The 20,525-nt window shown below is 70.7% G+C and carries 17 protein-coding genes; 7 read left to right on the top strand and 10 right to left on the bottom strand.

The window, feature by feature from the left end; genetic code table 11:
* Positions 1–75 precede the first annotated feature (75 nt).
* From ABZY11_RS02760 to ABZY11_RS02740, 5 genes are all read left to right on the top strand, one after another.
* Positions 76–834, top strand: coding sequence for a hypothetical protein (locus ABZY11_RS02760; RefSeq protein WP_356477376.1), 759 nt, complete (start codon positions 76–78; stop codon positions 832–834).
* Positions 835–918: 84 nt separating this feature from the next.
* Positions 919–1,533: a PadR family transcriptional regulator gene (locus ABZY11_RS02755; protein ID WP_356477375.1), complete on the top strand. Its 615-nt coding sequence runs from the start codon at positions 919–921 to the stop codon at positions 1,531–1,533.
* Positions 1,534–1,715: 182 nt separating this feature from the next.
* Positions 1,716–2,465: an ABC transporter ATP-binding protein gene (locus ABZY11_RS02750; RefSeq protein WP_356477374.1), complete on the top strand. Its 750-nt coding sequence runs from the start codon at positions 1,716–1,718 to the stop codon at positions 2,463–2,465.
* The gene (locus tag ABZY11_RS02745; RefSeq protein WP_356477373.1) at positions 2,462–5,308 is read left to right on the top strand and encodes an ABC transporter permease; all 2,847 of its coding nucleotides are present in this window, start codon (positions 2,462–2,464) and stop codon (positions 5,306–5,308) included. Before ABZY11_RS02750 ends, ABZY11_RS02745 begins: the two co-directional genes overlap by 4 nt.
* Before the next feature lie 192 nt (positions 5,309–5,500).
* Complete coding sequence (locus tag ABZY11_RS02740) at positions 5,501–6,052, top strand: bacterial proteasome activator family protein (protein ID WP_356477372.1); 552 nt, start codon at positions 5,501–5,503, stop codon at positions 6,050–6,052.
* 188 nt (positions 6,053–6,240) lie between these two features.
* Here ABZY11_RS02740 and ABZY11_RS02735 read toward each other — a convergent pair whose 3' ends face one another.
* The 7 genes from ABZY11_RS02735 to pdhA form a co-directional block, all read right to left on the bottom strand.
* Positions 6,241–7,227, bottom strand: coding sequence for an NAD(P)H-quinone oxidoreductase (locus tag ABZY11_RS02735; protein ID WP_356477371.1), 987 nt, complete (start codon positions 7,225–7,227; stop codon positions 6,241–6,243).
* Positions 7,228–7,381: 154 nt separating this feature from the next.
* Complete coding sequence (locus tag ABZY11_RS02730; RefSeq protein ID WP_356477370.1) at positions 7,382–8,524, bottom strand: potassium channel family protein; 1,143 nt, start codon at positions 8,522–8,524, stop codon at positions 7,382–7,384.
* A complete protein-coding gene (locus ABZY11_RS02725) occupies positions 8,482–10,122 on the bottom strand; it encodes a molybdopterin molybdotransferase MoeA (protein WP_356477369.1) in 1,641 nt (546 codons plus the stop codon). The genes ABZY11_RS02730 and ABZY11_RS02725 overlap by 43 nt, the downstream gene beginning before the upstream one ends.
* 248 nt (positions 10,123–10,370) lie before the next feature.
* Positions 10,371–11,231 (bottom strand): NTP transferase domain-containing protein, encoded by an 861-nt coding sequence (locus ABZY11_RS02720; protein ID WP_356477368.1) that lies wholly within the window; start codon positions 11,229–11,231, stop codon positions 10,371–10,373.
* 105 nt (positions 11,232–11,336) lie between these two features.
* The gene (locus tag ABZY11_RS02715) at positions 11,337–12,848 is read right to left on the bottom strand and encodes a dihydrolipoamide acetyltransferase family protein (protein WP_356477367.1); all 1,512 of its coding nucleotides are present in this window, start codon (positions 12,846–12,848) and stop codon (positions 11,337–11,339) included.
* Positions 12,848–13,879: an alpha-ketoacid dehydrogenase subunit beta gene (locus tag ABZY11_RS02710; RefSeq protein WP_356477366.1), complete on the bottom strand. Its 1,032-nt coding sequence runs from the start codon at positions 13,877–13,879 to the stop codon at positions 12,848–12,850. The genes ABZY11_RS02715 and ABZY11_RS02710 overlap by 1 nt, the downstream gene beginning before the upstream one ends.
* Positions 13,876–15,039, bottom strand: coding sequence for a pyruvate dehydrogenase (acetyl-transferring) E1 component subunit alpha (pdhA, locus tag ABZY11_RS02705; protein WP_356477365.1), 1,164 nt, complete (start codon positions 15,037–15,039; stop codon positions 13,876–13,878). The genes ABZY11_RS02710 and pdhA overlap by 4 nt, the downstream gene beginning before the upstream one ends.
* Before the next feature lie 264 nt (positions 15,040–15,303).
* On the opposite strand from pdhA, the gene ABZY11_RS02700 reads away from it, so the two are divergent.
* Positions 15,304–15,810, top strand: coding sequence for an Lrp/AsnC family transcriptional regulator (locus ABZY11_RS02700; RefSeq protein WP_356477420.1), 507 nt, complete (start codon positions 15,304–15,306; stop codon positions 15,808–15,810).
* Between the two features lie 50 nt (positions 15,811–15,860).
* Here the strand turns inward: ABZY11_RS02700 and ABZY11_RS02695 are convergent, their stop codons facing one another.
* Positions 15,861–16,454: a TetR/AcrR family transcriptional regulator gene (locus ABZY11_RS02695; RefSeq protein ID WP_356477364.1), complete on the bottom strand. Its 594-nt coding sequence runs from the start codon at positions 16,452–16,454 to the stop codon at positions 15,861–15,863.
* Positions 16,455–16,577: 123 nt separating this feature from the next.
* Here ABZY11_RS02695 and paaN point away from each other — a divergent pair, with 123 nt between their 5' ends.
* Positions 16,578–18,278, top strand: a complete 1,701-nt coding sequence (gene paaN / locus ABZY11_RS02690) for a phenylacetic acid degradation protein PaaN (protein ID WP_356477363.1) — start codon at positions 16,578–16,580, stop codon at positions 18,276–18,278.
* 212 nt (positions 18,279–18,490) lie between these two features.
* Here the strand turns inward: paaN and ABZY11_RS02685 are convergent, their stop codons facing one another.
* Entirely contained in the window at positions 18,491–19,180 is a 690-nt protein-coding gene (locus ABZY11_RS02685; RefSeq protein WP_356477419.1) for a TrmH family RNA methyltransferase, read from the bottom strand.
* Positions 19,181–19,284: 104 nt separating this feature from the next.
* Positions 19,285–20,511, bottom strand: a complete 1,227-nt coding sequence (locus ABZY11_RS02680) for an HTTM domain-containing protein (protein ID WP_356477418.1) — start codon at positions 20,509–20,511, stop codon at positions 19,285–19,287.
* Between the last annotated feature and the right edge of the window lie 14 nt (positions 20,512–20,525).

The following is a 20,525-nucleotide window of genomic DNA, read 5'->3' as shown; positions in this document are numbered from 1 at the left end:
TCCCATGTGCCGGGCTCTGAGCCATTCGAAGTCATTCGAAATGCCGGACAAACCGCCACATGTGACGCTGACCTCATGGCTTCAGGACTTCTCCCCTCACGACCCACGAGGTGCGTGGCCTGCCTGGTGCTGACGGCGGGCGCGGCGCTGGGGGCTGCGGCGGGCGAGGCCCAGGCCGGCCAGCGCGTGCCCGGTCGGCCGACAGGGCCGTTCAGCGCCCCGATGACCACGCTCGCGCACACCTCGGCCGGACCCTCCGCCCGGCCTTCCGGCATCCCCGGCGCCGTTCCGGCCGCCGGGATGTCGGCCACCCCTCCGGCCGCCCCCTCGACCGTACCGACGACCGCTCCCCCGGACGGCGGACCGGCCGCGCCCGCGCCTCCGGGATCCCCGTCGCCCTCCCTCCCGGCCTCCGGCTCGGCGTCGGCCTCTTCTTCGGCCTCGCCCTCCGGCTCCTCGTCCGCCTCCCCCACTGCTTCCGCCTCCGCCGCCGGCTCCGACGAGGAGCCTCCGCGTTCCGATGCGCAGTCCCCGCTGGCCGGGCGTGAGGCCGGGGAGGGGCGGTTGCGGCCCGGGCGGCAGCTCTCGCCGTGGGAGCTCGTGCACGCGGACAGCCTCCAGAGGCCCGACGTGCCCCTCGCGGCGACCGACCCGGCGCCGATGGCTGCCCCGACACCCGTGGCGAGCCCGTCCCCCGGGGCCGACCGGCTCCCGCAGCAGGCCCTGGACGCGTCGGCCGTGCGACAGATGAAGGAGGTGTCGCTGGGTGCGGGAATCGTGCTGATCGGACTGGGGCTGGGCTTCCTGGCGTTCCGTATCCGCCGCATGAACTGATCCGCCCCGGATCCCCCTCCCACCGGCACCCGCACCCCCGGCAGAGACTTGCGTCGCACAGCATACTCGGTATACATACTGAGTATGTCGATCCGTCATGGGCTGCTGGCCCTTCTGGAACGGGGGCCCCGATACGGCTCCCAGCTCCGTACCGAATTCGAATCGCGCACCGGCTCCACCTGGCCGCTCAACGTCGGCCAGGTGTACACGACGCTCAGCCGGCTGGAGCGCGACGGCCTGGTCGTCCAGGACGACGAGGACGACCAGGGACATGCCCTCTACGCGATCACCGACGACGGACGCACCGAGCTGCGGAACTGGTTCGAGACACCCGTCGACCGCAACAACCCGCCCCGCGACGAGCTGGCCATCAAGCTCGCCATGGCGGTCGGCGCACCCGGTGTCGACATCCGTGCCGTCATCCAGTCCCAGCGCCACCACACCCTGAAGGCGATGCAGGACTACACCCGCCTCAAGGCGCAGTCGCTCAGCGACGTCCCGTCCAACCGCGACGAGGTCGCCTGGCTGCTCGTACTGGAACAGCTGATCTTCCAGGCGGAGGCCGAGGCGCGCTGGCTGGATCACTGCGAGACCCGGCTGGTCCGCCTCGCCGAGGCCGCGGCCACGGAGCCGGTGCCCGAGGCCCGTACGACCGGGCGCGCCGCGTCCCGTACCGCCCGCCCGCGCAGCCGGCACTGACCGCGGACCACGGGCCACAGAGCTCGGGCCACTGACCACAGAGCTCGGGCCACTGACCACAGGCCGTCCGCGTACGCGCCGGGCACCGGCACCGTCCGTCGCGTGCCGCCCCGGCGCCCGGCCTCGGACCGCTTCGATGTCCGGCGCCGCCCCAGACCCGTTCCGAGGGGGAACCACTCACCATGTCCTCGCACGTCCCGCCCCGATCCGGGGCACCGGTGCTCGAACTCCGGGCACTCACCCGCACCCACGGCTCCGGAATCGCCGAGGTGCACGCCCTGCGCGGCATCGACCTCGCCGTGTACGCCGGTGAACTCGTCGCCGTGATGGGCCCGTCCGGCTCCGGCAAGTCCACCCTGCTGACCATCGCGGGCGGTCTCGACACCGCGACCAGCGGCCAGGTCGTCATCGAGGGCCAGGACATCGCCGGACTCGGCCGCAAGGGCGTCGCCGCCCTGCGCCGCCGCAGCGTCGGCTACGTCTTCCAGGACTACAACCTGATCCCCGCCCTCACCGCCGCCGAGAACATCGCCCTGCCGCGCGAGCTCGACGGTGTCTCCGTCCGCAAGGCCCGCAAGGAGGCCCGGACGGCGCTGGAGGAGATGAAGCTGCTGGAGATCGCCGACCGGTTCCCGGACGAGATGTCCGGCGGCCAGCAGCAGCGTGTCGCGATCGCCCGTGCGCTGGTGGGGGACCGGCGCCTGGTGCTCGCCGACGAGCCGACCGGCGCGCTCGACTCCGAGACCGGCGAGCAGGTGCTCGCGATGCTGCGCAACCGCTGCGACCAGGGCGCGGCCGGAGTGATGGTGACGCACGAGCCGCGGTATGCGGCCTGGGCGGACCGGGTCGTGTTCCTCCGGGACGGTTCGATCGTCGACCAGACGCTCACCGCCGACGCCGACTCGCTCCTTGCCTCCGAGGCCGCGGAGTGAGCGTCCTCACCGGCTGGCGCGCCGCCCTGCGCATAGCCCGGCGCGACGCGATGCGGTCCAAGGGCCGCAGCGCACTGGTGGTCGCGATGATCGCCGTCCCGGTGCTCGGTGTCACCGCCCTCGACGTGACGTACCGCAGCGTGACACCGACCACGGCCGAGAAGCTGACGGTTGACATGGGCTCCGCCGACGCGCTCTTCAGCGACCAGCGGATCGGCCCCATCGAGCAGATGCCCGAGGCGGAGTCGTACGACCAGGTCGACGAGAACGCGCCGGTGGACGACACCGGCCCGCCGATCGACATCAGCACCACGTTCCCCAAGGGCTCGCGGGCGATCAGCATCCAGTCCGTCCCGGCGAGCATCACCACCGGGTACGGCATCGCCAACACCGACATCTACGAGTTCCGGACCTCGGACAAGCTGGCCCGCGGCAAGATCGACCTGGTGCGCGGTGAGTTCCCGCACGGCATGAACGAGGTGGCCGCCACCGAACCGTTCCTGAAGTCGACCGGCCTGCACGTCGGGTCGGTCACCACCGTGCGCAACTCCGGCAAGAAGTACACGATCACCGGTGTGGTCGAGCAGCCGGACACCCTGAGTGCCGAGGCGCTGTACGCCGACCCGGGCGCGGTCATCGCCCCGTGGCAGGCCAGGTCCGACCAGGACAAGACGGTGCTGCCGCCGAACGCCCGCGACAAGGACTGGCTGGTCAAGGGCCCCGAAGGGGTGGGGATCACCTGGCCGCACGTCATGGCCGCCAATAAGTCGGGCATCCTCGTCAAGTCCCGTCAGGTCGTCCTCGACCCGCCGCCGGACTCCGAGGTCCCGCTGACCAGGAAAAACCGCGACCATTACGCGGAAAGCCCCGAGGAGCTGAGCGCGCCCCTCATCACCGTGGTCGCCATGGCGGTCCTGGAGATCGTGCTGCTCGCCGGACCGGCGTTCGCGGTCGGTGCGCGCCGCTCCCGACGTCAGCTCGGACTTCTCGGCACCTGCGGCGGGGACAGACGCCATGTCCGGGCCGTGGTGCTCGGCGGCGGTCTGGTACTCGGCGGCATCGGAGCCGTGACCGGTGTGGTGGTCGGGCTCGGAGCCACCGCGCTGTTCCGCCCGATGATCGAGGAATGGGCCGGGCACCGCTTCGGCTCCCTCGCCCTGAACCCGACGGAGCTGCTGATCATCGCGGCGATCGGCCTGGTCACCGGCCTTCTGGCCGCGTTCGCCCCGGCGATCGTGGCGAGCCGGCAGTCCGTGCTGGAGTCGCTCACCGGCCGCCGCGGCGTCCGCCGCTCCTCCCGGGTGCTGCCCGTCCTGGGCACCTGCGTACTGGCCATCGGCTGCGGCGTCGCCATCTACGGCGGCACCGCCGGGGACTCGTCGCTGGTCGCCGGCGGCTCGGTGGCCGCCGAGCTCGGGCTTCTCGCCTGCATCCCGGTGATCGTCGGCTTCCTCGGGCGGCTCGGCCGCAGGCTGCCGCTCTCGCCCCGGCTGGCGCTGCGCGACGCGGCCCGCAACCGTGGCCGTACCGCCCCCGCGGTCGCGGCTGTGATGGCAGCTGTCGCCGGTTCGGTCGCCATCGCCACGTACATGGCCAGCTCCACGGCCGAGTACGAATTCGACTACATCCCCTCCCTGAACGAGGGAACCGTCGTCCTCTCCTCCGCCGACACCGAGGCCGCCGCCCGACTCCCGCAGGCACGGGCCGCCGTCGAACGGAACATGGCCGTCACCGGCGGGCACGCCGACTTCCGACGGGTCTGGGCGGGCAGCAACTGCGACCTCTACAGCGGCGAGGAGAACAGCTGCGGCTCACTGGAACTGGTCAGGCCCACCGGCAAGGCCCATGTCTGCCCGCTCACCGGCAAGGGCGCCAAGGAGCTCGCCGCGCGGCTCTCCGCCGACGAGCACAAGAAGCTGATGCGTTCCCCGGCCTGCCTCACCGACCTCATGTCGTCGGGCCTCTTCAACACCGGAGCGAGCAGCATCGTCGTGGCGGACGAGGCCATGCTCAGCACCTATGTGAAGCTCGACGACCCCGCGGCCGCCGAGGCACTGGCGGCAGGCACGCCGGTACTGCTCAACGAGGTGTACGCGAAGAACGGCGAGGTCACCCTCAAGGCGGTCCACCGCTACAGCAAGGAGGACAAGCAGAACTGGAGGCAGCACCCGGGCAAGCCACGGACCACCACGGAGACGCTGAAGGCGTACGTGGCCCCCGAGAAGTACGCCGCCACCCCCGGGATCAACATGATCCTGCCGCAGCGGACCGCTGAACGGCTCGGCCTGCACACCGAGGTGGGCGGAAGCGTGTATGCCGTCGCCCACTCACCGACGGAAGCCGAGATGCAGCGGACGGACGGCGCGATCGAGCAGGCCGGCGGCGGCCTCTGGGTGCAGTCCGAGTCCGGTCCCGGCGGGGACGACGACTCCATGCTGCTGATCCTGACCCTGTTCGCCGGAATGGTGACGCTGGGCGCCGCCGCGATCACGACGGGCCTCGCCAAGGCGGACGCGGAGGCCGACCTCAACACGCTCAGCGCGGTGGGTGCGCCCCCGGGCGTGCGGCGGAAGCTGTCCGGCTTCCAGTGCGTGGTGGTGGCGCTCACGGGTGTGGTCCTCGGCACGCTGGCGGGACTGGTGCCCGCGGTGGCGCTGCGGCTCGTCGATCTGCGCCAGGCGCTGCACACGATGCGGCTGGAGCCCACGGAGTCCGCGTACACACCGATCGTGCTGCCCTGGCCCACCCTCGGCCTGCTCGTCGTGGGCGTTCCGCTGCTGGCCGGTCTGCTCGCGACGGCGCTCACCCGCTCACGCCTCGCGCTGGCACGGAGAGCCGGGTGATGCAGGAGATGCCAGGTGACGGCAGGGAGTCTGAATTCGGTGCGGTCGGTGCGGCCGGTTCAGCCGGTTCGGTCGCTTCGGACGGTGCGGCCGGTGGGCTGACCGGCTGACTCGGTGCCCCCGTGAACGGTGGATCAAGCGTTTGCGGGGGCACCACAGTGTCGTACGGCAGGTGTGCGAGACAATGGCGCCATGGAGATGCCGAGGAATGAACGGTCGCAGGAGCACCCCCAAGTCCTCGTGGTGGGGCAGGACGGCATGGCGATCGGCGGCGGCGGTGGCACTGACGACGAATCGCGTGAGGTCCCGGTGACGGAGATGGTCGAACAGCCCGCGAAGGTCATGCGCATCGGCAGCATGATCAAGCAGCTCCTGGAGGAGGTCAGGGCGGCTCCTCTCGACGAGGCGAGCCGGGTCAGGCTCAAGGAGATCCACGCCAGCTCCGTGAAGGAGCTGGAGGACGGCCTCGCGCCGGAGCTGGTGGAGGAGCTGGAGCGGCTCTCCCTGCCGTTCACCGAGGAGTCGGTGCCCTCCGAGGCGGAACTCCGGATTGCCCAGGCCCAGTTGGTGGGCTGGCTGGAAGGCCTGTTCCATGGCATCCAGACGGCACTGTTCGCCCAGCAGATGGCTGCTCGGGCCCAGTTGGAACAGATGCGCCGCGCCCTTCCGCCGGGCAGCGCCCACGAGGACGAGGACGGCAGCGGGGACCCGCACGGGGCCATCCGGTCGGGCCCGTACCTCTAGGTCGTCAGCCCCTGCGCCTGCGCTGTCCCTGGCCCGTACCACCCTGACGGAGAACAACACCGAGGCCCGGCACACATGGTCGACGACCTGTGCGCCGGGCCTTTCCGCGTGGCGGGGGACCAGGGAGTGGGCCGGGGCGCAGCCCCGGGGTGTCGGCCCGCGCCGCGGGACGGCGGTCGACGTCGGCGTCAGCCCATCGGAACCCGCAGCAGCACCTTCCCGATGTGCGCGCTGGACTCCACCACCCGGTGGGCCTCGGCGGCGTCCGGCATCGGCACCGTGCGGTCCACGACCGGCCGCACGACCCCGTCCGCGATCAGCGGCCAGACGTGCTCGCGGACGGCGGCGACGATGGCGGCCTTCTCGGCGAGCGGGCGGCCGCGCAGCGAGGTCGCGGTGATGGCGGCCCGCTTGTTGAGCAGGGCGCCCAGATTCAGCTCGCCCTTGACGCCGCCCTGAAGGCCGATGACGGCCAGCCTGCCGTTGACGGCGAGCGCCTTCACATTCCGGTCCAGGTACTTCGCGCCGACGATGTCAAGGATGACATCCGCACCGGCCCCGTCGGTCGCCTTGCGCAGTTCCTCGACGAAGTCCTGCTCCCGGTAGTCGATCAGGATGTCGGCCCCGAGTTCCGCGCAGCGCGCCAGCTTCTCCGGTCCCCCGGCGGTCACCGCGACCCGCGCGCCCACGGCCTTGGCGAGCTGGATCGCCATCGTGCCGATTCCGCTGGATCCGCCGTGCACCAGCAGCGTCTCGCCGGGGCGCAGATGGGCCACCATGAAGACGTTGGACCAGACCGTGGCCGTCACCTCGGGCAGTGCCGCGGCCAGAGCCGGATCGACGCCGTCCGGCACGGGCAGCAGCTGACCGGCAGGAACGGCGACCTTCTCCGCGTATCCGCCGCCCGCGAGCAACGCACACACCTCATCGCCGACCGACCAGCCGGTGACACCGGGCCCGATCGCCGAGATACGGCCCGAGCACTCAAGGCCGGGGTACGGGGACGCGCCGGGCGGCGGGTTGTAGAACCCCTGCCGCTGCAACACATCGGCGCGGTTGACCGCGCTGGCCACGACATCGACGAGGACCTCACCCTCACCGGCCACCGGATCGGGCACCTCGGCCCAGACGAGTGCCTCGGGGCCGCCGGGTTCAGGGATCGTGATCGCATACATGGCGGCGAGGCTACTCCGTGGCAGGTGAAGCACCCCGAAGAGCGCCGCGCGGGGCGGGGCGGGGCCGGTCGTACATGGACGGGGCCGCACGCGGGACTCGGGGCGGGACGGGCTGCACGCGAGACGCGCGGCGGGCGGCGGGCGGCGGGCGGGATCAGTCGCGGGGGCGCGGTGTGCCCATGGGCGGGCCGTCCAGCGGCGATTCGTTCGAGGCGCGCACGATGGTGATCAACCGGTCCGTCAACTGCAGCGGGCTGGCCGCCGGATCGTCGTAACCCATCAGCCGATGCCCCCGCAACACGCTGACCACGAGATCATCGGTCTCCCGGACGCTCTTGCCCACCTCGGCCTTTATCACCGGCCGTTCGACGAGATCGAGTCCGCTGCCCTGCTGGATCAGGTCCTCCATCACCGTGCCCGCGCTCGGGCTGAGGACGGAGAGACCCAGCAGCCGGCCCGCCGCACTGGCGCTGGTGATCACCGCGTCGGCGCCGGACTGCCGGAGCAACGGGGCGTTCTCCTCCTCGCGCACCGCCGCGACGATCTTCGCGCCACGGTTGAGCTGCCGCGCCGTCAGCGCCACCAGCACCGCCGTGTCATCGCGCTGGGTGGCGATGATGATCTGACGCGCCTTCTGGAGCTCGGCCCGCAGCAGTACCTCGCTGCGCGTCGCATCGCCGACCACCCCGACGAACCCTTCGGCATTGGCGATCTCGATCACCTTGGTCGCCGGGTCGACGATGACGATCTGTTCCTTCTTCAGGCCGGTGGCACACAGGGTCTGAATGGCCGAACGGCCCTTCGTCCCGAAGCCGACGACAACGGTGTGATCACGCAAGTTGGTTCTCCAACGCTTCAGCCGAAAGTCCTCCCGGGTCCGTTCCGTAAGAACCTCAAGAGTGGTACCGACCAGGATGATCAGAAAGAGCACCCGCAGTGGTGTCACGAGCAACACATTGGTGAGCCGGGCGCTGTCCCCGTACGGGGTGATGTCGCCGTAGCCGGTGGTGGAGAGGGTGACCGTCGCGTAGTACACCGCGTCCAGCAGATCGACCTGGTCATCGGCGGCGTCGTGATATCCGCCGCGGTCCATCCAGACGATCAACACCGTTATGGCAAGCACCAGAAGCGCCATCATCAGCCGCTTGGCGACCTGCCGCGCCGGTCTGTCGACAACCCTGCGCGGGAGCAGCACCCGTGTGGGTATGACATGCTCGTCGGCGCGCCTGGCCATCGCATCGTGGCCGGGAAGTTTCACGTGAAACACCCTTCCGTCCACGGCATCGCCGAGGCCCACGGTAGATCGAGGATCTCCACTTCGGTGCCGGACCGTACCCCGCCGGGCGGTACGACGGCCAGCCCGTCAGCGGCAGCGATCCCACGGAGCATCGCCGGACCGTTGTAGTGCAGCGGTACGACGTGCTCGGCACCGCTCCCGGTTCCCGCGCCACCGTCGTACCCGCTGCCCGGCCCGTCGGCGGTGCTGCCCGCCCGGTGGACGACCGGCACCAGGCGGGTGTCATACGGGTGCCCGTGCACCTCGTCGCGTACGACGACCTGGTACGGCGCCTCCGGCTCCCGGCCCGCCAGCCCGCGGAGCAGGGGCTCGGCAAGTGTGAGGAGCCCGGAGACCGCGGCCAGGGGATTGCCCGGCAACCCTACGAGATACGGGCCCGCCGTCTTCTTGAGCCGGGCCAGCAGCATCGGGTGACCGGGGCGGACAGCGACTCCGTCGACCAGCAGCTCGGCCCCGATCCCGGCAAGGACCGGGTGGACGTGATCGACGGGGCCCGCGGCCGTGCCACCGGTGGTGATGACCAGATCGGCGTCGGATGTGGTGAGGGCACGCCGCAGGGCCGCCGCGTCGTCACCGAGCCGCTGCGGGGCCGAAACCTCGGCGCCCAGCGCACGCAGCCAGGGGCCGATCATCGGGCCGAGTGCGTCGCGGATCAGCCCGTCGTGCGGCAGCCCAGTGGTCAGCAGTTCGTCACCGAGAACGAGGACGTCGACGCGAGGCCGAGGCACCACGACGAGTGTGTCGTACCCGGCCGCGGCGGCCAGACCGAGAACGGCGGGCGTCGCCAGCGCCCCGGCGGGCATGAGCTGATCACCGGCACGGCATTCCTGGCCACGGGGCCTGATGTCCTGTCCGGGCGACACCTGACGCTTCGCGTGGAGCAGCCCCTTGGCCTCGTCCACGTGAGCGTGTTCGCTGCGGATCACGGCGTTGGCATCCGCCGGAATACGGGCGCCGGTGGCGATCCGTACGGCGTCTCCGTCGGAAAGCGTGGCGGGGGTGCTCTGCCCGGCGAGGATGCCCAGGTCCCGGCCCGCGCCGGTATCGGCTCTCTCCGCGCCCCGGGCCCCGGCGATCTCGCGGATGTTCCACGGCCCCGGCCCGGAGACGACCCAGCCGTCCATGGCAGAGGTGTCGAAGGACGGCAGATCGGTGAGCGCGACGAGCGGCTCGGCGAGTACGTGTCCGAGCGCCTGGTCGAGGGGAAGCCGACTGGCCCGGACCGTCGCGGCACGCCCGGACCGAGCCGCTAGCGCCCGCGCCTCCCGCCAGGAGGCCGTGTGTCCGTGCCTGTGCCGGTCCCGGTCCCGGTCCGGTGGCAGCGGACTGGGGGCTGCCGCAGGTTCGTCCGCGGGGCGGGACGGACCCGCGGAGTGCGACTGCTCCGGGGAACAGGACGCAGGGCAGCCGGATTCCGTGGACTGCGGCCGATCCGCAGCGTGAGGCCGATCCGCAGCGTGACCCGTGATGTGATGCCGCCCCGTGGCCTGAGGCCGACCCGAGGGGCGGGGCTCACCGGCCGACCGGCTCCCGACCAGAGCGAGAGCCTGCTCCACGGCCCGGTCCGCCTCCGCCGCCCGCACCTCTTCCGGAGTCAAACACCGCTCCCCGCTCCGAGAACGGTCACCCTCCGAGGACGAGCCGACGGCCGAGGACGAGCCAACAACCGAGGACGCTGCACCGACCGAGGACGCTGCACCGCCCGGCACCGGACGATCACACACCGAACCCCCGGCACCCGCCACAGTCCCAAGGCCCATCAGGGATCCGGCACCCGCCGGGGACCCCGCATCCATCGGCCCGCCATCCGCAGCCGGAGGCCGATCGGGCCCGCCGTCAGGGGTGGTCATTGCGTCTCGTTCTCGTCCGCCCAGCGGAGGGCGAGCGCGGCAGCCTTCCTGGCGGCCTCGGCCACAGCCGTGGCGGCATCCCCGTCGGCGTCACCTCCGCTGCTCGCCTTGGCCGCCGCGTACCCGACCAGGAAGGTCGTCAGCGGCGCGGCGGGCCGGGCGACGCCGTGGGCGGCGTCACGGGCGAGATCGAGCAGGACGTCGGTGTCGACGTCGAGTTCGATACCGAGTTCGTTCTTGACTGCGGTGATCCATTCATCCAGCACGGTCCCATGCTCTCTGATACGGGCCCGGGCCGACGCAATGTCCTCCCAGGTGTCGCAGTCGAAGGAGGCAAGAGGATCGGCCTCCACCCGGGCGAGATCGAGTTCGTGCGTCAGCAGACGCAGAGGGAGCCCGGACAGACCACCGTGCTCGGCGGCGATCAGCGCGAGCTCACGGCGCAGCGGCTCGGCACGGTAGACGGCGACGAGAGGCTGGTCGCGACCCTGCTGATCGGCGCACAGAGCCCCATCCCGCTGCCCTTCCCCGGCGGCGGCCAGGAGCGCTCCGACCGTGCTCGCGCCAAGAAACGGCAGGTCGGCGGAGAGGACAAGAACCCGTTCCGCCGTGGTCCGCCGGACCCCCGCGTCGAGCGCGGCCAACGGGCCGCCGCCCTGAGGCTCCTCGCGCGTCCAGATCACCGGCCGCGCGGTGGGCCGTCGCCCGCCCACCACCACCGTCGCCGAGGCATCGGCACAGGCCGCGAGCACCCGGTCGAGCAGCGCACGGCCACCGACCCGGATTCCGGGCTTGTCGGCGCCGCCGAGCCGTTTGGCGGCCCCTCCGGCAAGGACGATGGCGTCATACGCGGTCATGCATCCGAGTATGCGGGCCGCAGGCTCCCGTTGATCCACCCGGTCGGCGATCGAGCCGATCAGCCGGGTCGAGCAAGGGGGAAGAACCGGGAGCCACGGCCTCACCTACAACGTGCGCAGCAGCACCGCCGGTTGTTCCACGCAATCGGCTATGTAACGCAGGAAGCCGCCCGCCGTACCGCCGTCGCAGACCCGGTGGTCGAAGGTCAGCGAGAGCTGGACCACCTGTCGTACGGCCAGCTCCCCCTGGTGCACCCAGGGCTTGGGAACGATCCGGCCGACGCCCAGCATCGCCGCCTCGGGGTGGTTGATGATCGGGGTCGATCCGTCGACTCCGAACACCCCGTAGTTGTTCAGTGTGAACGTGCCGCCGGTCAGTTCCGCCGGGGTCAGCCGCCCGGCCCGCGCCGCCTCGGTCAGCCGGGCGATCTCGGTCCCGATCGACTCGGCGTTCCTGGCCTGCGCATCCCGCACGACGGGGACGACCAGGCCCCGCTCGGTCTGAGCCGCGAACCCGAGATGGACCTCCGGCAGCCGCACGATCTCCCGCGCTTCCAGGTCCACCGTGGAGTTGAGCTCGGGGAACCGGGCCAGTGCCGCGGTGCAGATACGCGCCAGTAGGGCCAGCACCGAAACCTTGGGACCGGCCGCCGGACCACCGGCGCTGTTCATCGCGGATCTGGCCGCCATCAGCTCGGTGGCATCGGCATCGACCCAGCATGTGGCGTCGGGGATCTCCCGCCGGCTGCGCGACAGCTTGTCGGCGACCGCGCCCCGTACACCGCGCAACGGAATACGGTGCGCGGCCGGGCTCGCCGCCGCCCCGGAAGCCGGCTCCGATACCGGTGCCGACGCCGCCACCCGCTCCGTCCCGGCCTCCGGCGTCGCGACCGCGGCCGGCCGGGGTGCCGCCGTTCCCTCTGCCGGCGCCCTGATCGCGGATTCGACATCGGCCCGCAGGATCAGCCCGTCCGGTCCGGAGCCCGCCAACTGCCGCAGATCAAGATCATGCTGCCGCGCCAGCTTCCGTACCAGCGGAGAAACCACAGCCACCGGCCCCGGCGCCGCATCCGGCACGGGATCAGGTGCCGACGTCGGCACCGCGGCCGGAGCCGGAGCCGCAGGCACCCGTGCGGGAACCGTTGCCGTCACGGCTGCGGGACGGACCCGCCGACGACGCGCCACCGGTGCACCCGTCCCGTACCCGACCAGCACATTGCCGGACGACTCCACCTCACCGGAACCAGAACCGGAGCCAGAGCCGGAACCGGACCCCGAACCGGAGCCAGAGCCGGAACCGGACCCCGAACCGGAGCCGGCTCCTGCCCCCTCGTCCGCACCCGCATCCGCCCCCACCGGCTGCGTCGCCCCCACCGAGACCGCCACCGTCAACAGAGGCGCCCCGACCGGCAGTTCCGATCCTTCTTCGCCGAACCGCGCGGTCACCACACCCCCGTACGGGCACGGCACCTCCACCATCGCCTTGGCCGTCTCGACCTCGACGACCGGCTGGTCGATGGCTACGACATCGCCGACCTCCACCAGCCAGCGCACGATCTCCGCCTCGGTGAGCCCCTCACCGAGGTCCGGCAACTTGAATTCGAGTACCTGGGGCATCAGTTCTCCGCCTCCCACTGCAAGCGGGCGACCGCGTCCAGCACCCGGTCCACGCCCGGGAGATGGTGCCTCTCCTGCATCGGCGGCGGATACGGAATGTCGAACCCGGCGACCCGCAGCACCGGCGCCTCCAGGTGGTGGAAGCAGCGCTCGGTGACCCGGGCCGCGATCTCACCGCCCGGACCGCCGAAACCGGAGGACTCGTGGACGACGACCGCACGCCCGGTACGCCGGACGGATGCGGCGACGGTCTCGTCGTCGAACGGCACCAGCGAGCGCAGGTCCACGACCTCCAGGTCCCAGCCCTCTTCGACGGCCGCTTCCGCCGCCTCCATACAGACGGGCAGCGACGGCCCGTACGTGATCAGCGTCGCGCTGCGGCCCGGCCGGCGGACGACGGCCCGGCCGATCGGCTCCACAGCCACCGGCGCCTCGGGCGACCAGTCCGCCTTCGACCAGTAGAGCCGCTTCGGCTCCAGGAACACCACCGGATCGTCGGAGGCGATCGAGGCCCTCAGCAGCCCGTACGCGTCCTCGACCGTGGCGGGCGTGACGACATGGAGGCCGGGCGTCGCCATGTAGTACGCCTCCGAGGAGTCGCTGTGGTGCTCGACCCCGCCGATCCCGCCGCCGTACGGCACCCGGACCGTGATCGGCAGCGGCATGGCGCCGGCCGTCCGGTTCCGCATCTTCGCGACATGGCTGATGAGCTGCTCGAACGCCGGATAGGCGAAGGCGTCGAACTGCATCTCCACCACGGGTCGCAGCCCGTACATCGCCATGCCCACGGCCGCCCCGAGGATGCCCGCCTCGGCCAGTGGGGTGTCCGTGCAACGGTCCTCGCCGAACTCCTTGGCCAGTCCGTCGGTGATCCGGAAGACCCCACCGAGCGTGCCGACGTCCTCGCCGAGGACATGCACCGTCGGGTCCTGTGCCATCGAGTCGCGCAGCGCCCGCCCGAGTGCCTGTGCCATCGTGGCGGGCTTGGCCTTCGCCGTCCGCTCTCCGGCCGCCGCCGCTGCGGTGGTCATCGCCCTTCCTCCACGTCGTCATGGCCGTGCTGATCCCGCTCGGCGTCCAGTTCGACACGCAACCGGGCTTCCTGCTCCCGCAGTTGTGCGGTCTGTTCCGCGTAGACATGGGCGAACAGATCCATCGGATCCAGCACCGGATCTGCGTTCATCCTCTCGCGCAGAGCTGCCGCCATCCGCTCCGCGGCCGCGCGCGCCTCCTCGATCCCGTCGTCACCGAGCAGCCCTCGCCCGGTCAGCTCGCGCTCAAGAAGCTGGATCGGGTCGTGCGCACGCCAGGCCTCCACTTCGCTGTCGACGCGGTAGCGAGTGGCGTCGTCGGCGTTCGTATGGGCGTCCATGCGGTACGTCACCGCCTCGACGAGCGTCGGCCCGCCACCGCTCCGGGCCCGCGCCACCGCCTCGCCGAGGACCTGGTGCACCGCGGCCGCGTCGTTTCCATCCACCAGCCGGCCCGGCATCCCGTACCCCACGGCCTTGTGTGCCAGGGACGGCGCGGCGGTCTGCTTCGCCAGCGGTACGGAGATCGCGAAGCCGTTGTTCTGCACGAGGAAGACGACCGGGGCACGCCAGACGGCTGCGAAATTCAGTGCCTCGTGGAAATCGCCCTCGCTGGTCCCGCCGTCACCGACCATGGCGAGCGCCACCACGTCGTCGCCCTTGAGGCGCGCCGCGTGTGCCAGCCCGACGGCGTGCGGCAGCTGGGTGGCAAGGGGGGTGCAGAGCGGTGCGATGCGGTGCTCACGCGGGTCGTAACCGGTGTGCCGGTCACCACGCAGCAGCGTCAGCGCCTCGACCGGGTCCAGGCCGCGCGCCACTGCCGCAAGGGTGTCCCGGTAGCTGGGAAAGAGCCAGTCCCGCTCCTCCAGCACCAGCGCGGCCGCTATCTCGCAGGCCTCCTGCCCCGTGCTCGACGGGTAGACGGCGAGCCGGCCCTGCTTGGTGAGAGCGGTGGCCTGCGCGTTGTACCTCCGGCCGCGGACCAGCTCCGTATAGAGCCGCAGCAGCAACTCGGGGTCGGCGTCGGCCACGGCATCCGTACCGAGCACGCGGTACGGCTCGGGGTCCGGGAGCAGCGGCGCGGGATCGGTGAGCGGCTTCCAGGCCGGGGGCGGCGTGGGCCGGTAAGCAGCCGCGCCGGGCAGCTCTTGGACCGTCATGACAAGCACCTCCTGGCATCGAGGGGTTCCGAGCGGCGTCTGTCGGCATCAGGGGATCGTCCGATGCCGAGGGGTGTCGAAATACATCGAAATATCGAGCGCTGTCCGAGGCACGGATGTGGTGTGCCTCACCTACCGATTGTTCGGTCGCGAGCGCATTTTGGCTACAGGCGCCTTCAGCCTGTGGACAAACGGTTCTCCACAGCCTGGGATAGAGGCAGGTCGTCCAGGACGGGGAGGCGGGGGCACATGTCAGCTGAACAAATGGCCGACGGGGGCGAGGACCCCGGCCAGGTTGCGCCCGCGCGGCCGCTCGATGCCATCGACCGCGGCATCCTGCGACTGCTCCAGACGGACGGCCGCGCCTCGATACGGTCGGTGGCCGATCGTGTCCATGTGTCCCGGGCCAACGCCTACGCCCGGATCAGCCGGCTCATCGACGACGGCGTGATCCGTGGCTTCACCGCGCGCGTGAACCATGAGCGGGCGGGGCAGGGAGCCTCCGCGTACATCACTCTCAAGATCGTCCAGAATTCCTGGCGCACGGTGCGCGAGCAGCTCCAGGCACTGCCGGGGGCGACTCATATCGCGCTGGTCAGCGGCGACTTCGACGTCCTGCTGCTGGTGCACACACCGGACAACAGGTCGTTGCGCGAACTGGTCCTGACGAGGATCCAGGCCATCCCGGAGGTGCTCTCCACCCGCACGCTCCTGGTGTTCGAGGAGACCGACCTGGCCCCGGGCACGGACGGACCCACCGAGCTCGCCTAGGGCCTTTCGTTCGGATCACGCCGGATCCGTGCGACCGCCGACGGTTCGGCTCAGCGGCTGGACCGCATTCCCTCGAAGGCCACGCGCACGAGCGTGTCCGCCAGACGCTCCCCGTCGACTCCGCCGTCGGGCAGCGGCCGGTACCACTCCACCAGGGAGTTGACCATTCCGAAGAGCAGCCGTGTCACCAGCCGTATGTCCACGTCGGAGCGGAGGTCACCGTCCGCGACCGCCGCCTTGAGCAGATCGGTCACCCGCTGGTCGAACTCGCGCCGCCGCTCCATGGCCCAGCGCTCCGTCTTCGTATTGCCCCGTACGCGCAGCAACAGCGTGACGTAGGGCAGTTCGGCTATCAGCACGTCGACGGTGCGACGGGTGACGTACTCGACCCGCTCGATCGCCCGCCCCCGTGTTGCTCCCGGCTCGTCGAGAATTCCGAAGAGCCCGTCCAGCGCACGGCTGACCGCGCGGCGCAGGAGTTCCTCCTTGCCCGCGACGTGGTGGTAGATGGACGACTTGGAGATGCCCGCCGCCTTGGAGAGATGCTCCATGGACGTGCCGTCGTAGCCCCGCTCGTTGAAGACACGGACGGCAACGGTGAGCAGTGTCTCCGGGGTGTACGTGTCCCGCTTGGCCGTGGTCATGTCCGCGATCTTCCCCTACGAGTTGTCCACAGGTTTGGCGGGCCCCCTTGTCCCGACCGATCGTTCGGTTACTCTAACTCTGTCCGCCCGTCCCTGCCCAGCTCGATGAGGAGTTGGTCCGTCATGGCCGCCGAGCTCTCCCCGCACCTGCTGTCCGAGAAGCACCGCCCCACGCTCGACCAGGCCCTCGACGCGATCCGCACGCGTGCCTACTGGTCCCCGCATCCCGAGCACCCGAAGGCATACGGCGAGGGAGGCGCCCCCGGCAGCCTGAGCGCCGCAGAAGGGAAGGCCGCCTTCGACGCCGTGCTGAACACCCGGCTCGACCTCGGCCAGCCCGGCACCGACGGCTGGACGGGCGGAGAGATCTCTCCGTACGGGCCGGAGCTCGGCGTCGAATATCCGCACGCCGACCTGGACGTCCTGCTGCCGGCGATGCGTGCGGGCATGCCCGCCTGGCGTGCGGCGGGCCCCGAGACCAGGGCCCTGGTCTGTCTGGAGGTCCTCGCGCGGATCAGCGCCAGGACCCACGAGTTCGGTCACGCCGTGATGCACACCAGCGGCCAGGCGTTCATGATGGCGTTCCAGGCGGGCGGCCCGCACGCCCAGGACCGCGGCCTGGAGGCGGTGGCGTACGCGTACGAGGAGCAGACCCGCACCCCGCGGAGCGCCGACTGGTCCAAGCCGCAGGGCAAGCGCGACCCGCTCAAGCTGCAGAAGTCGTTCACCGCGGCACCGCGCGGCATCTCGCTCCTGATCGGCTGCAACACCTTCCCCACGTGGAACGGCTATCCGGGCCTCTTCGCCTCCCTGGCCACCGGCAATCCCGTACTGGTCAAGCCGCACCCACGCGCTGTGCTCCCGCTCGCGCTCACGGTGCAGGTGACCCGCGAGGTGCTCGCAGAGGCGGGCTTCGACCCCAACCTGGTCGCCCTGGCAGCCGAGCGACCGGGCGAAGGCATCGCGAAAACCCTTGCCCTCCGCCCCGAGATCAAGATCATCGACTACACCGGGTCCACCGCCTTCGGCGACTGGCTGGAGACAAACGCCCGCCAGGCCCAGGTCTACACGGAAAAGGCCGGGGTCAACACGATCGTCCTCGACTCCACGGACGACTACCGCGGCATGCTGTCCAACCTGGCGTTCTCCCTCTCCCTGTACAGCGGCCAGATGTGCACGACCCCGCAGAACCTGCTGATCCCCCGGGACGGCATCAGCACCGACGCCGGCGACAAGACGTACGACGAACTGGTCGCCGACATCGCCGCCGCGGTCACCGGCCTGCTGGGCGACGACGCCCGGGCGAACGCGCTGCTCGGCGCCCTGGTCAACCCCGATGTGAAGGCCCGCCTGGAGGCGGCCGCGGATCTGGGCGAAGTCGCCCTGCCCTCCCGCGAGGTGGCCAACCCGGAATTTCCCGACGCCGTGGTCCGTACCCCCGTCGTCATCAAACTGGACGCCACCAAGCCGGCCGACGAGGAGCACTACCTGTCGGAGTGCTTCGGTCCGGTCGCCTTCGCGGTAGCGGTCGACTCGACGGCCGACGCCGTCGAGCTGCTCCGCCGCACGATCCGCGACAAGGGCGCGATGACGGTCGGCGCGTACACCACCTCACCGGAGGTGGAACGCGCGGTGGAAGACGTCTGCCTGGATGAGTCGGCCCAGCTGTCGCTGAATCTGACCGGCGGGGTGTACGTCAACCAGACCGCGGCCTTCTCCGACTTCCACGGCTCGGGCGGCAACCCGGCAGCGAACGCGGCCTTGTGCGACGGAGCCTTTGTGTCCAACCGATTCCGCATGGTGGAAGTCCGCCGCCAGGCGTAACCCGGACCCGAGTCCCCGCCCGGCTCCTCAACCCCTCCGGCACCTGAGGAGCCGGGCGGGGTCCGGGAACAGGGCCCGACAACGGGATGGGCGGGCCGAGGAAGAAGCCCGCCAAAACCCCCAGCCCTGCCCCACCCAACCCAGGCCGTCTAGGGTCTTTCGTTTGGATCAGGCCGAACCCCGCGAGCCCGGCCTGATCCGAACGAGAGACCCTAGCTCCCCGCCTCAGGAATCTCCGCATACCGCTGCACCCACGCGTGCATGGCAATGGCGGCCGCGGCCCCCGCGTTGATCGACCGCGTCGATCCGAACTGCGCGATGGAGCACACCATCGCCGCGTGCTTACGGGCCTCCTCGGTGAGCCCGGGCCCTTCCTGTCCGAAAAGCAGTACGCAGCGCCGCGGCAACTCGGTCCGTTCCAACGGCACCGCCCCCGGCAGATTGTCGATCCCGATGATCGGCAGACCCTCGGCCTCCGCCCACGCGGTCAGCGACTCCGTGTCGGGGTGGTGCCGCACATGCTGGTACCGGTCGGTGACCATCGCGCCACGACGGTTCCAGCGCCGCCGCCCCACGATATGGATCTCCTTGGCGAGGAAGGCGTTCGCCGTGCGCACCACGGAACCGATGTTGAAGTCGTGGCCCCAGTTCTCGACCGCCACGTGGAAGTCGTGCCGCCGCAGATCCAGATCGGCGACGATCGCCTCCCTGGTCCAGTACCGGTAGGCATCACCCACATTGCGCCGGTCGCCGTTGGCGAGCAGCTCGGGGTCGTACCGCTCGTTCACGGGCCAGGGCAACGGGTGCGGCCCGACACCGATCTCCGTGCCGAACCCGTCGTCGTACTGAATCGGTTCCGCGGGCGGACCGGACTCCTCCGACAGACCGGGCTCCGCCGCCACGGGCACGAAGGGCGCCGCAACCCCGACGGCCTCCTCGGTCACCGATTCCCCGCCACGACTGCCTGCGCTGCTCGTGCTGCCCGTACTGCCACTCTCACTCCTGCTCACCCGACGAGCGTATGGCCCGCGTCGCCACTGTGCTGCGGGACCTCCTCGTCATCGCTGCCCCGCCGCTGCCCGGGCACCTTGCCCCTGCCCGGGAACATGAGCTCCCGGGCGAGGGTCACCCGGCCGCCGAGCCACACCAGGAAGACGGTCGGCAGGAAGACGGAGTCGGCGGCGATCATCGCCATGGAGAAGAAGGGCAGCCCGAGCAGCAGGGCGATGCCGGCGTGCTCACACATCATGGCGACGAGCAGCACGTTCTTGACCCGACGGTTGAACAGGGTGAAGGGGAACGCGACCTGAACGATGACCGTGCCGTACGTGAGCACCATCACCATCACACCGCTGGAGGCGAGGATGTCCGACAGCCCGGGCCAGGGCGTGAAGTAGTCCAGCTTGAGCGGGTAGTAGAGCGCCGTGCCGTCCTGCCACCGCGAACCCTGGATCTTGTACCACCCAGCAGTGGCGTAGATCAGACAGACCTCGGCCATGATCACGACGAGGGTCGCGTTGTGGGCGAGGTTGGCGATGACGTCGAGCAGGGTGTGCGATTCGCTGTGCGGTGCGTAACGGTTCACAGCCCACCAGGCGCCTTCGCCGACCCACAGGAACCAGAGAAGAGTCGGCAGCCACCAGGTGCCGCCGAGCCCGTCGGTCACGCCGGCCACGATCAGTACGAGGCCGAGCACCGCCCAGAGGACCGGACCGGCCACATTCCCCCGCACCCGGCGCCGCGGATCGTCCGCCTCCGCGCGCGCCTGTCGCGCCGCACGCCGGGCGTCCAACGACCAGACCCGCCCGCAGCGCGTGAGCACCAGATAGATCGCCATGAGATGGATGACGTTGTCGCCGCCGTCACCCATGAAGATGCTGCGGTTCTGCAGGGAGAGCACCCCGGCCATGAAGAGGACCGACATGGCCCGGGTGTGCCAGCCGACCATCAGCAGCGCCGCGGAGATCAGCGCGACCGCGTACACGACCTCGAACCAGACCGTGTTGTCCGACCACATGAGCGCGGTGAACGACTGATTGCCGGATATGAGCTGCTGCGCCATGTCCCAGCGCCACGGGGCGTCGGGGCCGTACATCTCGTGGCGGTGCGGCAGTTCGCGCAGCAGGAAGAACAGATAGGTGGCCGAGAAACCGATCCGGATGACGGCACTCTGGTACTGGCCTAGGGCCGTGGAGGTGATGCGCTGGATAGCGCGGGCGACCTTGTGGGCCATCTTGCCGTCGTGGG

It is taken from the genome of Streptomyces sp. NPDC006510 (genome assembly GCF_040611955.1).
In the GTDB taxonomy this organism is placed as follows: Bacteria; Actinomycetota; Actinomycetes; order Streptomycetales; family Streptomycetaceae; genus Streptomyces.
Note: the sequence above shows the minus strand (reverse complement) of the source record. Positions and strands in the feature narration are given on the sequence as shown.